Here is a 13,969-nt window from a genome sequence, read left to right as displayed (position 1 = left end):
AAAAAAGACCATGAAGACAAAAATTGCACGATTTTCACTACTTATGATCGCCACCATTTACCTTTGCTTTGGTATTATGTTTTTCGTAGATCCAGCCTCATTCTCTAAGGGCTTAGGTTTTGTGAATCTTTCACCAGAAGCCCTTATTGAGATACGAGCTATCTATGGCGGGCTCGAAGTAGCTATTGGACTTGGTATCATATTTTTACTCAAAAAAGAACCTATAACTGCAGCCTACATCTCATTAATTTCATTTATCGGTTTTGCTGGTGGTAGAATTATTGGAGTTGCCCTTGCTGGCTTTTTGGGCTGGCATCATTACTACCTCATTCTCGAAATCACTCTAGGCCTCCTGTCATGGTGGTCGCTTCTACAATTCAAATCAAGGAAATAATGCTCATGAAAAAATACATCTTACTACTAAGTCTTTCAGTCCTCTGCTTACTCCTGTTGACACCTTCATGTGTCGGAACAAGTGAAGTCGTCAAAATGGGTGATGATCAATTCCCACAAGTTGGTGGCATGAATCTCCATGGAGATGAGAAACAATTCCCTGATTGCCTAAGTGCGGAAAAAACAATTGCTATTGTGGCTTTCAAGCGTGAACAACAAGCCTGGGTTGATGAATACTATGCAGAGATTGGTCCCTTATTAGAGCAAAATCCCAATCTTGCTTATTACGAGATCCCTACAATATCAAAACTAAGTAGTCCTATCCGCTGGTGGATTTATCGCGGTATGAGAGGCGGCATAAAAGATGATACTATGCGCGCAAGTGTGATTACACTTCATATTGACAAAGATCCATTTAAAAAACATTTGGGGATAATAAATGAAGAAATTATCTATGTCTACCTCTTGGATTCCAATGGTAATATCCTCGATAGTATAGATGGCCGTTACTCCTCAGAAAAATGGCAGAAATTTATAGGTGATTCAAACTTATGAAAGCCATTTTCACATACATAAACACTTTAATTGATAGTGATGCTCTCGATGCAAAAATGAGTGACTCAGAAAAGATTGATTTTGCACGTATCTTTCCCTTTATACTTATGCATCTCTCGGTCTTTGCCGTCTTTTATGTAGGTTTTTCTTGGGCGGCATTGCTTCTCTGCATATTCTCCTATTTCATTCGCATGTTTGCCATCACCGGATTTTATCACCGTTACTTCTCGCACAAAACTTTCAAAGCAGGACGAGGCGTACAATTCTTTTTTGCATTTCTTGGCTGTTCCAGCACACAGAGAGGACCTCTTTGGTGGGCAGCTCATCATCGCCAGCACCATAATCACTCAGATAAACCCGATGATTCGCATTCACCCGTTCAACACAACTTTTGGTGGAGCCATATGGGTTGGTTCCTCTGTCAGAAGAACTTTCCGACCAATAAGCGTTTTGTTCGTGATTGGCTCAAGTTTAAAGAATTGGAGTTACTCAATCGCTATGACTGGATTGCTCCAGTTATATACGCCTCGCTCATAGCTGGTTTTGGCTGGATTTGTGAAAACTATTTTCCTGTCCTCGGGCTCTCTTGTCTACAAGCCCTTGTTTGGGGTTTCTTTGTCTCAACGGTTATTCTTTACCACGGAACCTTTGTCATTAATTCGCTCTCACACAAATTTGGCTCACGTCCCTTCAAAACTGACGATCACAGCCGCAACAATCCCTATTTGGCAATAATCACCTTAGGCGAAGGCTGGCACAATAATCATCACTTTTACCCCAACACTATTCGCCAAGGTTTTCGACCTAATGAATTTGATCCTACTTATTGGATATTATGTGCCATGAAAAAAGTAGGCTTAGTACACAGTTTCAAAGAATTACCTAATCATATTAAAAAACAACTTTAAGGAATACTATGAAAATTTCTTCTCATTCTAAACACTTTACCGTCCGACTCCACGAAACCGATCTTGGAGCCATTGTTCATCATTCAAATTATTTCCACTGGATCGAAGAAACTGAGTATGCTTTTTTTGAAGCGATTGATGAACCCGTCGTCGGTGAATTTGATGAAAATAATAAAGGTACCGGATGGCCACGCGCAGAGATGAACGTGAAATTTCTCCGACCACTGCGCTTTCGCGATCAAGTCCGCGTTGATCTGAGTATTAAAAAAATTCGCTCCGCAGGCATTATCTATTCAGTTGAAATATACAAGATAAACCCTAGCTCTGAAGAGCTTGTTCTCAAAGGCAGTTATTCTGCTATTTGCTGCCTCTATAGTAGTGATGGTGAAAGCAATCCAGAAGCTATCCCTATCCCCGATCGTTTTTTAAATAAAATCTCAACTTGTGAATAAAAAGGAGTCCGCCATGTCTACATTACAAAAAAACAACCCTACCCTTGGTCTTGAACTCGAAGAATTCCTCAAACAACAAGGCCAAAATACACCCTTGAAGCCTTCAAGCATGAGCGATGCTCAGAAGATTAAAAAAATCGCCTCACACTTCAAGGAGATAATGGAAACACTTGGTTTAGACCTGAGTGACGATAGCCTCCATGATTCCCCCAATCGAGTGGCTAAAATGTATGTAAACGAACTCTTTTGCGGACTCAATCCAGCTCATTTCCCGAAGTGTACCACTATTGATAATAAAATAAATTATGACGAGATGGTACTCGTTCGAGACATAAAAGTCATGTCCAATTGTGAACATCACTTTGTTACCATCGATGGTTTTGCTCATGTCGCTTACATCCCCAATGGAAAAGTACTCGGGCTCAGTAAAATTAATCGTATTGTCAATTACTTTAGTCGACGTCCACAAGTTCAAGAACGTCTGAATCATCAGATTTTCCATGCCTTATCATACATACTCGATACGCAAGATGTTGCCGTAGTGATCGATGCCACACATTATTGTGTGAAAGCTCGCGGTGTTGAAGATAGCTCCTCTCATACTTACACGTCGAAGCTTGGAGGTAAGTTTAAATCTAATCCTGCGACTCGCAGTGAATTCCTTTCTCTTCTTAAAAATTAAGGAAATCATCTAATGAAAAATCTTATTAACATTTTTAGTTTACTTATTTTAGGATCCCTCAGCACCATGGCTACAGATAAAAAAGAAGCTCAGATACTCATTGATTTCAGTACAGTTAAAATTGCCGATTGGTCGGCAGTTAATGATGGTGTCATGGGTGGCATATCTTCTGGTAGCTTTAGCACCAAAGATAACAAAGGAATTTTTAGTGGTTCACTTTCACTCGAAAATAATGGTGGCTTTGCATCTATCCGTCATCAACTTAAAACGAATCCTATGAAGACCAGCTCTCATATTCATCTTCGTATTAAAGGGGATGGTCGAACTTATCAGTTTCGCGTACGTGCAAGTAATAAATTTGATGGTATTTCCTATAAGTATGATTTTGCGACTGTGGCTAATCAGTGGCTAGACATTTCGATTCCTATTGCGGACATGAAATCTACATTTCGAGGACGTCACATGCCTTCTTACACAGCACCTAAAGCTCAAGATATACAGCAGATTTCTTTCTTATTGGCTGATAAAAAACCAGGCTCTTTCAAATTATTGATAGAATCAATTTCTCACTTATAAAAAACTATTACAAGGTTAGCATTAATATGTCACAACAGCTTATTAGTAAAGATGATTTCCAAACTATGGAAAAACGATACCGAACCAACTTCGTCAATTCTTTGAGCGGGTTCAAAAGTCTATGCCTTGCAGGCACCATCTCTACTGATGGAATGACTAATTTAGCGCCCATAAGTTCGGTCGTTCATATCGGCGCCAATCCCGTTCTCATGGGCATGGTCATGCGTCCCGACACCGTCACTCGTGATACCCTGAAAAATATTCGTGAGACTAAATTTTGGACTCTTAATCATATTACAGCTGATTTTTTCAAAGCCGCGCATCAATGTGCCGCCCGATACCCTGCAGATATATCTGAATTTAAAGCTACCGGTCTTAGTCCATATTATGGTTCTATTTCAGCTCCCTATGTCGAACAATCCAGTATCCAAATAGGCTTAGAATTAAAAGAAGAAATTACGATTCAAGCTAATGGAACTCACCTCCTTATTGGACAAGTCATTGAAGTCATGATGCCAAATGAGATCGTCCGTGAGGATGGCTCTTTAGACATCGAGAAAGCTCGCAGCATAACAGTGAGTGGCTTAGATACCTATCATAGCACTAGTGAAATTTCACGCCTTGCGTATCCTAAAGCCTAAACGATTAAGATGACTATCGGCTACAGCTCCATCCTCATTTACTTGCTCATCAGCTATGCTTTTGTTGCTTATGCAAAGTTTGCTCGAGCTGGCTATGATAATCAACAACCGCGAATTTATTTAAATTCACTTAGCGGTAAAGCACAACGGGCTCATTGGGCGCATCAAAATTCTCTTGAAGCTATGGCTCCTTTCTGCGCGGGAGTGATCATTGCACACTTAGTCGGTTTAAATCAAGTTTATCTTGATACGGCGGCTCTCACTTTTTGTGGTCTTCGCCTACTCTATGGATATTTTTACATTCAAAATCTATCTAAGTTACGAAGTCTAGCCTGGGCTTTAGCCCTAATTTTGAATATATATCTTTTATCAGGTGGTTTCTGGTCTTAGTTCAACTTGATCAAGAAAATGACTCCAAAGAGCCGTCGCCACAGGTCCATGTAACTTATCTTGACGGCGAAACATATAAAAAGGTATATTTTGTGAATTGAGATTCTCGCTATGAAGTGATAATAATTTTCCTTTAGCTAGATCATCAGCCACTTTATCTCGAGGCATACTACCCCATCCCATTCCCGCTAGAATTAGTTCATACTTAATTTCCAAGCTCGATACATACCACTGATGAGCTCCATCTAAAATACTTTGTCGAGAACTACGCGCCTCAGAGGTTTCACTAATGACAATCTGGGTGTAATCGCGAAGCTTTACTTCCTCTATAAAACCATTCCCTTGCAAGTCCATATAAGCGGGCGCACAAACTGGTATCATCTCTACCTCCCAAATTGGTAAACTTTCTACTTTTGTTTGTGTAGAACTTAAATTACTTATTACCAAGTCAGCTTTTTCTTGTTCCAGTTTTTCAATCACCCCACCGAGAACTTCAAAACTCAAATCAAGCTGCGTCTGCTTATGCATAGAAAAGAAACTGCGTAATGATGGCAGTAATTGATTCAGGGGACTCACGACATCTACCGCGAGACGTAAGACTGGCTCGTTTTCAGAATTTAAATAACGACTAAGGTCTTTCAGGCGCTGACTACCCTTCAGGATATAGCGAGCCTCTTCAAAAATCCTCTCTCCCGCAGGAGTCAGTTGAGTATGACGGTGAGAGCGTACAAAAATCTGTAGTTTAAGTTCATCTTCGAGTTTCTTCACAGCAATACTAATTGCCGGCTGAGTTCGCCCAAGTTGATCTGCCGCTGCGCGGAAGCTACCGGTGCTCACTACTGCTTCGAGTATTTCTAGTTGATCTAAAGTCATATATAAATATTATTAATACTTTAAGTTAAAAAACGATATATTTACTTTATATCAAAGCCCCTTAAAGTCAATTTAGTTAGATCAACAATGAATATAAATGAAGGAATAACAAAATGGGTTTATTAATCGACGGTCAATGGAAAGATCAATGGTATGATACAAAATCTTCACAAGGACGTTTTGTACGTGCTGAATCCCAATTTCGTAATTGGGTAACAAAAGACGGCTCTCCTGGCCCCAGTGGTACGGGAGGCTTCAAAGCTGAAGCTGGACGTTATCATCTTTACCTTTCTTACGCTTGTCCCTGGGCTCATAGAGCAATCATCTTTCGCAAACTTAAAGGTCTCGAAGATATGATCTCTATTTCCGTGGTCCATTGGTATATGGCTGATAAAGGTTGGACCTTTGCTGATGGTGAAGGTGTCATTCCTGACGCAATAAATAATGCCGACTTACTCCACCAAATCTACACCGCGGCAGACCCAAGTTATACTGGTCGTGTTACCGTTCCTATCCTCTGGGATAAGAAAACCAAAACCATCGTCAATAATGAGTCGTCAGAAATTATCCGTATTTTCAATAGCGCATTTGACGAGATAGGAGCACTTCCTGGTGATTACTATCCCAATGACTTACAAGGAGAAATCGACACCATAAATGAAAGCATCTATCACAATGTCAATAACGGCGTCTACAAAGCTGGCTTTGCTACCACACAAGACTCCTACGAAGACGCTGTACAGAACTTGTTTACTCACCTCGATAAACTCGAAGGGGACCTTAGTAAAACTCGCTACTTAGTAGGTGAAAAAATAACGGAAGCCGACTGGCGCTTATTCACAACTCTGGTGCGTTTCGATGCCGTTTATGTAGGTCACTTCAAATGTAATATTCGCCGCTTGGCGGATTACCCAAATCTTTGGAACTACACCCGTGAACTCTATCAAATAACAGGCATCCAAGACACCGTCTTTATGGATCATATCAAAAAGCATTATTATGAAAGCCATGCTACGATAAATCCTACAGGCATCGTGCCAAGTGGTCCTAATATTAATTTTCTTGAAGCGCATAATCGCGAGTCGATAAAATAATCTAGCACTCATATCCATGGCCGGACTTAACATGGATTCCACGAGTAACCCTATATATCAAATATTGTCTTTATTATAAATAATCACCCACACAAAAAGGAACATATCATGAAAAAAATACTCTTAAAACTCATTAATACTGAAGATTGTTGGGCTCCTGTAACTATCAGAACTATGGCTGGCATAGTGATGTTCGCTCACGGAGCACAAAAGCTCTTTGGATGGTTCGGAGGCTATGGCTTTGAAGGCACAATGAAATTTATGACTGAAGGTGCCGGACTACCCGCCCTAATAGCTTTTCTAGTGATTATCGGAGAATCAATTGGCTCACTGATGTTAGTCGCCGGAATCGCTACCCGTTTCGTCGCTGCGAGCCAGGCCATTATCATGTTCGGAGCTTTAAAAATGCATTTAGGAAATGGTTTCTTTATTAACTGGTTCGGAAATCAGAGCGGAGAAGGTATTGAGTATCACTTACTATATATCGGTATGATGTTCAGTCTACTTATTAGCGGGGCAGGAAAATTCTCTTTGGATGCTTTTTTGAGAAAAAGACAAGCACTTTAAGTACGATTCAGTAGAGCGTTCTACGCTCTACTAAACCAGTCAAATTCAATACATATCAAGTGAATAGAAAGTCGAAAATCTCTACCTCAAGACGAACAATAAGCACTACTTAAAAAGGATAGCAACTATGAATATTACCATACGTAAATCCGCCGAACGGGGTCAGGCTGACCACGGTTGGTTACAAGCAAAACACAGCTTTTCATTCGCCAATTACTATGATCCAAAGCACATGCACTTTGGACCTTTAAGGGTCCTCAATGAGGATATTATTCAAGCCGGAGAAGGATTCGGCCTGCATTCTCATCATAATGCCGAAATTATTTCATACGTACTTTCCGGAGGACTCAAACATGAGGATTCTATGGCAAACGGAGGTATACTTCGACCCGGAGATGTACAGTACATGAGCGCCGGCAGTGGCATTACCCACAGCGAATTTAATTCATCCAAGGCAGAACCCGTCCACATCTTTCAAATATGGATTCTTCCAAATGAAAAAAATACCGAACCGCGCTACCTACAAAGACATTTTGACCGAGAAGACCGAGATGGAAAATGGCAATTACTCGCTTCTGCTAATGGACGAGGTGAATCATTCTCTATCCGCCAGGACGTCGACCTTTATGCGGCTCTAATTGAAGCTGGAAAATCACTTAACTATCAACTTCCTCAAGGACGTAAAGCATGGTTACAGCTCGCAAGTGGTGAACTAAGGCTCAATGGACGGCTCTTACAGGCCGGCGATAGTGCCGCCATCAAGGGCTCGGGCGAGTTAAATATCGCTGCTAATCAAGATGCTGAATTGCTGTTTTTTGATTTTGTCGATCTTGTAAGAACCGCATGAAAAAGCAGTGTTTTTTATATATTGGAGAATTCAAAATCAATCCAAGTTGCGAAGTCTAGCCTGGGCTTTAGCCCTGGCTTTTATACACTTTTTTGAAGGGCTAGGTTAAAAGATATTTTGAGGATTATTTTGCAGTTCATTTAACAAGTCTTTGTGTTCTTGTTGAAATTGCAATACGGTCAAGACATCCATCATACCCCTGGATAAAATTGTTGAACCAATGGGGTCTCGCCTTCGTCCTAACCAACCGCCTCTACGAGCGATAAGAGCAAAGAGTCTCAAATTGATGTCGATCTTATCATCATTTGGGTGTTTCATGGCTTCTTTGACTTTATGGTATTCCTCATCGTCGAGAGAAGCTGATTGACTAATACCCGCAAGACTTCGGAGTTTCATGGTCATTTGAGCTGCAATAGTTATTAAAACTAGGTAACGGGCGACTTTGGAAGCTGAATTATAGCGTGCTTGCTCCAATTTATAAGTGGTCTTTAAGAGGCGAAAAAATTCCTCAATTTTCCACCTCAATTCATAAATTTTTCCAATATAGGTCATTTTTTCTAAGGTATCTACATCCCTGTTTGTAAAAAGAATCCACAACAAAGGTTCTTCACCTTCAGGAGGGTTAAGTTCTTTGATAACAACTAAATTGACATCTACTGCTTGCGGGGTTTTTATATATTTATGATTTCGTTTGGCCTGACGATATAAGCTGATTGGTACACTGCCTATATGTAATTGCGCGTTACGTTTAGCATTTATCTGCTCCGTTACTCGACCGCGTCCATCTAAGGGCAATTCCTTATAAGGACTGAGTGGGATATACTTGATAAGTTCACTAATTTTTGTACAGACATATCCATCTTTCATGGGATGTCCACCCTGTTTTTTTACAAGAGCGGATTCAGGTAACGCGTCAAAATTTGGTGTTTGAACATTCCGAATACTCTTGGCTCGCAGTACAAAATCATGGTTTTTATCCATCGTGGCTAACATGATAAAAATATCATCAAACTCCCGATCTCCTACATGAATTGGGTTCCACTCTTTCAAGTGCTCTGCACTAGCGCGAATATGAGAGACCATTTGGTGTTTATGGTTTTCTTTGATTTCTTCTAAATCATCTGTGCTCAGATATTTCTTCAGATACGAATCTGAATAATCCACCATATCCACATCGTCAGGCCCATCACAGTTAACTAGACAATCGTGAAGAACGCCTAGGACACCTCCATCACTTGGGTTGACCGCAAGGTTACAAACATACTCATAACCTTTCCCTTTGCCGTCACCAATAGCTCGTCGATCTTCCTTGGTAGTGTGATGATAATAGTCTAATAATGAAATATCGTTCATGACTAGTACATCACTTCCTTTGGGGTGATGTGCTAAGCTGAGCTCACGACGAAAACTACGCAAAGCCTTTAAACTAATATTTTCATTATCCATAAAACGATACGTAGAAATAACTTCACTCCAAGGAAGAGTACTTGGGGACCTACCCGCTATTTGACATGATGATCCCGTAGGTGAGTTGCTATATAGCTCCAGCTGACGTAGAAAAGCCTTCTTCGTAGAAAGATGTTTCATCCCAACTTTTTGAGCAAGTTCATGCCATAGCTCCAGTTCTTTTTCCGCTATCATTTTAATCACCTTCCATCGATTGATTTATATTGAAATAATTACCGATATCACTATAGTGATATCGGTAATTATTTCAACGAATAAAAGGGGCTTTATAATGAGTAAAACTGATCAGGAAATAAAAGCACGAATCGAAAGAATAAAACAGGAAATCTCTGAACTAGGAGAACTCCGACCTGGAAGTATTTCACAACAATATAATGTGTGTGGAAACCCCAGCTGTAAGTGTAAAGACAAGCAGGATCCCCAAAAGCATGGGCCATATCATAAGCTTAGTTATAGGAGAAAAGGCAAAGGATATACACAGTTCATAAAAGAAGCAGATCTACACAATGTTTCAGAGCAAATTCACAACTATAAAAAACTTAAACAATTGACTGGTGAATGGATAGACCTTTCCCTCGAATTATTAGCTCTTCAAAAAAGTGTATAAAAGCCAGGCTTTAGCCCTAATACTGAACATATATCTTTTATCAGGTGGTTTCTGGAAGCTCTAGCCGAGGAATTTTTATTTAGAAATCAGCTAGGTAACAAAGCTTTCCCACAGAACTGTGACTCCACAAAATCTCTCGATCACTTCTATGCCCTCAAAAATATTATCATTGACAATCAGACATTACAGTTGAGCTTTGTCTATACTCGGGTATATTTTTGGAAATTGCTTAGGAGTTATTACCGTGTTCACCCTCATTTATATTAGCCGTGCTACGAGTCCAATGGCCCCTCAGGACCTTGAGGCTATCCTTAAAATTTCACGACCTAATAATTCACAGAAGAATATTAGTGGAATGCTCATTTATAAAAATGGCGAATTTATGCAGGCACTCGAGGGTAAGCAAGAAGATATAGAGAAGGTCTTCACCATCATTTCTAAAGATAAGCGACATGACGAAATTTTAGTACTCTCACGCAAAGAAATTCCAGAGCGTTGTTTTGCTGATTGGTCCATGGGCTTCAAAAATCTCTCTTCAAACTTAGCCGATGGTCATGTTGATCCCGATAGTTTTTTCTCTGACAAGAATGATTTCAATCAAGGCTTCACTGCCCTGAATTTCCTTTCATCTTTCTATCAGAATTAAGAAAAAATTTGGCTACGATCATTTTTCCCCGCAGCCATAAATTATTTATCTCTTAAAGTACTGCTAGCTTTATCTGCTATTGCTTTCAAAAGACCGCCAAACACAAAGTGATGTAAAGGCGCTACTGAATACCAATAAAGTACTCCCAAAATTCCAACGGGATCAAAAATTGCGGTTTGCCGTATTTCTACTTCTCCATTTCCTATTTCCTTAACCTCGTACTCCAACCAAGCTCGTCCAGGCAATTTCATTTCTGCAAAGAGTAAGAGTTTTTCATTATCGACAATATCTTCAACGCGCCAGAAGTCGATCACATCTCCCACATGCAAATTATCTTGATCTCTTCGACCTCGTCTCATACCAGGTCCTCCACACAATAAATCAAGCCAACCACGGCAAGCCCAGAGCCAATCACCATAATACCAGCCATTGGAACCTCCCAATTCCCGTATTGGGCGAAAACTATCTTCTAGACTCGCTTTCACTTTAAAAGTACGTGAATCTACCAAGCGATTCCCAAATTGAACACCGCGCCAATCCACTTTTTGAACCCCAGCAGAAGCCATGGCATCATTCCAACGAATTTTTTGGTAATTTTCATCTTCTGCTTTAATCGTCTGCTCGAGTGAAGCTCTCAAATTAAGGCATTTTACATCAAAAATTTTACTGGCATCTTGTTGGGTGATAATACTATCATGACGAAGGCTATCGACAATCTTTCGCCCTACTCGAGCATATACCGGAGTCACCAAACCCAACCAAAGTCCAGATAGGTGTGGAGTCAATACAGGTACGGGAATCAAATAACGCTTTAAGCCACGTAAATGTGCATAGGTAAGTAAAATTTCTTTGTAGGAACTTTGTTCCGGCCCACCCACTTCATAAATTTGATTGCCCTGACAATCACTATCAATCACCAGTTTTAAAAATATAAGTAAATCCCCTATGTAAATTGGTTGGCTCGCAGATCTCACCCAACGAGGACAAATCATCATTGGCAAATGCTCAACTAAAGCCCGTACCAATTCAAAACTTAAACTCCCGGCACCAAGGATAATAGAGGCACGAAGTTCAATGGCTTGTACGCCACTGGCACGCAATATATCACCAACTTCACAGCGACTTGCCATGTGCAGCGACATCCCATCTGTGGAATTAACTAAGCCACCCAAGTACACAATTCGTTTTACACCACATTCACGTGCGGCATCTGCAAAATTTTGTGCATATAAACGATCTTCTACAGAGAAATCTCCAGCACTACCCATCGCATGAATGAGATAGTATACCACGTCGATTCCTTCACAGGCTTTTCTTACCTCTTCTTTGGAACCCGCATCACCATAACAGAACTCGACTTCGGGGTGTTGATTCTCCAAATAAACTCGTTTACTACGCATAAAACACCGACGTTCATACTCATCTAAGTGAGAAATTAAATGTCCGCCTATATATCCGCTTGCACCTGTAATAAGAATTTTCATTTTAAGCCCTTTCGCAATTCAGATGTTTGTGATTTTTTATGGAGCCAAATCTGAAAAAAGGCCCGACTAAAATCTTTATTGGATACTTTCCCTAAGAATTTTTCTTGCTGATAAAAATGCGTATTTTCTCCATCGAACCATGCGCTTAATGAATCGCCTGAACTGATATCTGGCCAAATCTTACTTAATTGATCTGCCCACAACTTACTTTGTGTCAGAGTACACAGTTTTAATCTATCCCATTCTTCTTGACTCGTCTTTATCAAATCTTTCGCTTTTATGTCTCTGCGATATTCATAAGTCATAATAAATGGCTTCACATAATCGGGGAATTCATTATCCGTCGTCCACACTTTAACATGGTAAACATCGAAAAAATACCAGGTAAAGTCTAATTCACTGAAAACTTGATAATCGCGTTTATCAAAATTGAATTTGCTACTTTGCCCATTTAAACTCAAGCAAAACATAAATAATAATAATAACTTAATCATATAATGCCAAGCCTTCTTTATAAACACGTAAGGCTCGTTCACGTCCTTCTTTATGATCAAGCATGACTTGGGGATATAAAACTGTATCCACTTCGGGAACCCAACGTTTAATATACTCGCGCTTTTTATCAAATTTTTCTGCTTGGGTATAGGGATTAAAAACTCGAAAGTATGGGGCCGCATCACAGCCAGTTCCTGCCGCCCACTGCCAGTTACCCACATTAGCAGACAAATCATAATCCAGTAATTTTTTAGCGAAATAACGCTCCCCCAACGCCAATCAATGAGTAAGTGTTTTACCAGAAATGAGGCCACTACCATGCGCACTCTATTATGCATAAAGCCTGTTTCATTGAGTTCTCGCATTCCCGCATCCACTAATTCATAGCCTGTTTTACCCGCACACCACAAGGCAAATTCCTCTTCATCATTACGCCACTTAATTTTACTGTACTTCTGTTTAAACTCCTCATGACTTGAGTCGGGAAAATGACTTATAATCATCATGAAAAATTCACGCCAAATCAGTTCACTTAGCCACGTTTCATTCAGAACTCGAGCTCGGCGTACTAAGAATCTCACACTCACAGTACCAAAGCGTAAAGCGACAGAAAGACGACTCGTTTTATTGAGTGCAGGAAAATCACGTACCTGGTCGTAGTCTTTTACAAAACTCTCATTAATTTCCATAGGTGGTTCAATTAAATCACTCTTTTCAAATCCTAAGTTTGCTAAACTTGGCATTTCAGGAATCTGTTTACGACTCATATTCTTTAAATGTTTCTCACTTGGATAGGCTTCTACTAAACTATCATCAAAATGATTTAGCCACTGTTTTTTGTATGGAGTATAAATCGTATAGGGTGTCTTATCAGATTTAAGAATGTCGGATTCTTCAAAAATCACTTGATCCTTGAAGCTCTTCAGATAGGAGCCCTTTGCTCTTAGATACTCTTCAAGGCGAAAATCGCGATCTATTGCATTCGGTTCATAATCACGATTACAATAAACTCCCTCTAAATCATATTCTTCATGAATTTTTTGCCAACACTTATCAACATCACCATGAAGAACGAGTATCCCGCTCAATCCCTTGGAACGCAAATAAGAATCTAATTCACTTAAACGACGATGTATATAATCAACTCTACGATCTTTCTTAGCTAATTTCTCTAAAATCCTTCTATCAAAGATGAAAACTGGTAAGACTTCAGCATTTTCACTCAAAGCACGAAAAAGAGCGTGATTATCCTTTAAACGCAAATCTCTTCTAAACCAATACGCAATCATCTT

16 protein-coding genes and 2 pseudogenes are annotated in these 13,969 nt (G+C 39.9%); 13 read left to right on the top strand and 5 right to left on the bottom strand.

Going from position 1 to position 13,969, the window contains the following annotated elements; translation table 11 throughout:
* Positions 1–10: 10 nt before the first annotated feature.
* Genes PQO03_RS14240 through PQO03_RS14205 form a run of 8 tightly spaced genes read left to right on the top strand, consistent with a single transcriptional unit; the run spans position 11 to position 4,597 of the window.
* Complete coding sequence (locus PQO03_RS14240; protein ID WP_274153857.1) at positions 11–394, top strand: DUF4345 family protein; 384 nt, start codon at positions 11–13, stop codon at positions 392–394.
* 5 nt (positions 395–399) lie between these two features.
* Complete coding sequence (locus tag PQO03_RS14235) at positions 400–948, top strand: hypothetical protein (protein ID WP_274153856.1); 549 nt, start codon at positions 400–402, stop codon at positions 946–948.
* On the top strand, positions 945–1,856 hold the full coding sequence (locus PQO03_RS14230) for an acyl-CoA desaturase (RefSeq protein ID WP_274153855.1): 912 nt from the start codon (positions 945–947) through the stop codon (positions 1,854–1,856). The genes PQO03_RS14235 and PQO03_RS14230 overlap by 4 nt, the downstream gene beginning before the upstream one ends.
* An 8-nt stretch (positions 1,857–1,864) precedes the next feature.
* Positions 1,865–2,308 carry an acyl-CoA thioesterase gene (locus tag PQO03_RS14225; RefSeq protein WP_274153854.1) on the top strand — a complete coding sequence of 148 codons (444 nt, stop codon included), beginning with the start codon at positions 1,865–1,867 and terminating at the stop codon, positions 2,306–2,308.
* Between the two features lie 13 nt (positions 2,309–2,321).
* Positions 2,322–2,990: a GTP cyclohydrolase I FolE gene (folE, locus tag PQO03_RS14220; protein WP_274153853.1), complete on the top strand. Its 669-nt coding sequence runs from the start codon at positions 2,322–2,324 to the stop codon at positions 2,988–2,990.
* Between the two features lie 12 nt (positions 2,991–3,002).
* On the top strand, positions 3,003–3,566 hold the full coding sequence (locus tag PQO03_RS14215; RefSeq protein ID WP_274153852.1) for a CIA30 family protein: 564 nt from the start codon (positions 3,003–3,005) through the stop codon (positions 3,564–3,566).
* A gap of 26 nt (positions 3,567–3,592) precedes the next feature.
* A complete protein-coding gene (locus PQO03_RS14210; RefSeq protein ID WP_274153851.1) occupies positions 3,593–4,207 on the top strand; it encodes a flavin reductase family protein in 615 nt (204 codons plus the stop codon).
* A 9-nt stretch (positions 4,208–4,216) separates the two neighbouring features.
* Entirely contained in the window at positions 4,217–4,597 is a 381-nt protein-coding gene (locus tag PQO03_RS14205; RefSeq protein ID WP_274153850.1) for an MAPEG family protein, read from the top strand.
* Here the strand turns inward: PQO03_RS14205 and PQO03_RS14200 are convergent.
* On the bottom strand, positions 4,577–5,470 hold the full coding sequence (locus tag PQO03_RS14200) for a LysR family transcriptional regulator (RefSeq protein ID WP_274153849.1): 894 nt from the start codon (positions 5,468–5,470) through the stop codon (positions 4,577–4,579). The genes PQO03_RS14205 and PQO03_RS14200 overlap by 21 nt on opposite strands.
* 113 nt (positions 5,471–5,583) lie before the next feature.
* On the opposite strand from PQO03_RS14200, the gene PQO03_RS14195 reads away from it, so the two are divergent.
* The 3 genes from PQO03_RS14195 (at position 5,584) to PQO03_RS14185 (ending at position 7,978) form a co-directional block, all read left to right on the top strand.
* Positions 5,584–6,564, top strand: coding sequence for a glutathione S-transferase family protein (locus PQO03_RS14195; RefSeq protein ID WP_274153848.1), 981 nt, complete (start codon positions 5,584–5,586; stop codon positions 6,562–6,564).
* Positions 6,565–6,681: 117 nt separating this feature from the next.
* On the top strand, positions 6,682–7,131 hold the full coding sequence (locus PQO03_RS14190; RefSeq protein WP_420792889.1) for a DoxX family protein: 450 nt from the start codon (positions 6,682–6,684) through the stop codon (positions 7,129–7,131).
* Positions 7,132–7,258: 127 nt separating this feature from the next.
* Positions 7,259–7,978, top strand: a complete 720-nt coding sequence (locus tag PQO03_RS14185; protein WP_274153846.1) for a pirin family protein — start codon at positions 7,259–7,261, stop codon at positions 7,976–7,978.
* A 105-nt stretch (positions 7,979–8,083) separates the two neighbouring features.
* Here the strand turns inward: PQO03_RS14185 and PQO03_RS14180 are convergent, their stop codons facing one another.
* Complete coding sequence (locus tag PQO03_RS14180; protein WP_274150886.1) at positions 8,084–9,619, bottom strand: transposase; 1,536 nt, start codon at positions 9,617–9,619, stop codon at positions 8,084–8,086.
* A gap of 97 nt (positions 9,620–9,716) precedes the next feature.
* Between PQO03_RS14180 and PQO03_RS14175 the strand changes: the two genes are divergently transcribed.
* Together PQO03_RS14175 and PQO03_RS14170 are read left to right on the top strand one after the other, a co-directional pair.
* Positions 9,717–10,052: a DUF6788 family protein gene (locus PQO03_RS14175; RefSeq protein ID WP_274150887.1), complete on the top strand. Its 336-nt coding sequence runs from the start codon at positions 9,717–9,719 to the stop codon at positions 10,050–10,052.
* A 244-nt stretch (positions 10,053–10,296) separates the two neighbouring features.
* Positions 10,297–10,698 carry a BLUF domain-containing protein gene (locus tag PQO03_RS14170; RefSeq protein ID WP_274153845.1) on the top strand — a complete coding sequence of 134 codons (402 nt, stop codon included), beginning with the start codon at positions 10,297–10,299 and terminating at the stop codon, positions 10,696–10,698.
* Between the two features lie 41 nt (positions 10,699–10,739).
* On the opposite strand, the gene PQO03_RS14165 is transcribed toward PQO03_RS14170, so the two are convergent.
* The 3 genes and pseudogenes from PQO03_RS14165 to PQO03_RS14155 form a co-directional block, all read right to left on the bottom strand.
* Positions 10,740–12,182 (bottom strand): SDR family oxidoreductase, encoded by a 1,443-nt coding sequence (locus PQO03_RS14165; RefSeq protein WP_274153844.1) that lies wholly within the window; start codon positions 12,180–12,182, stop codon positions 10,740–10,742.
* Positions 12,179–12,481: pseudogene (locus PQO03_RS14160) on the bottom strand (chalcone isomerase family protein); the annotation flags it as partial. The gene PQO03_RS14165 and the pseudogene PQO03_RS14160, both read right to left, overlap by 4 nt.
* Positions 12,482–12,668: 187 nt before the next feature.
* Positions 12,669–13,966, bottom strand: a pseudogene (locus PQO03_RS14155) (cryptochrome/photolyase family protein).
* Positions 13,967–13,969 lie beyond the last annotated feature (3 nt).

This window comes from Lentisphaera profundi, assembly GCF_028728065.1.
GTDB lineage: Bacteria > Verrucomicrobiota > Lentisphaeria > Lentisphaerales > Lentisphaeraceae > Lentisphaera > Lentisphaera profundi.
This window is presented reverse-complemented; position numbering and strand designations above follow the sequence as displayed.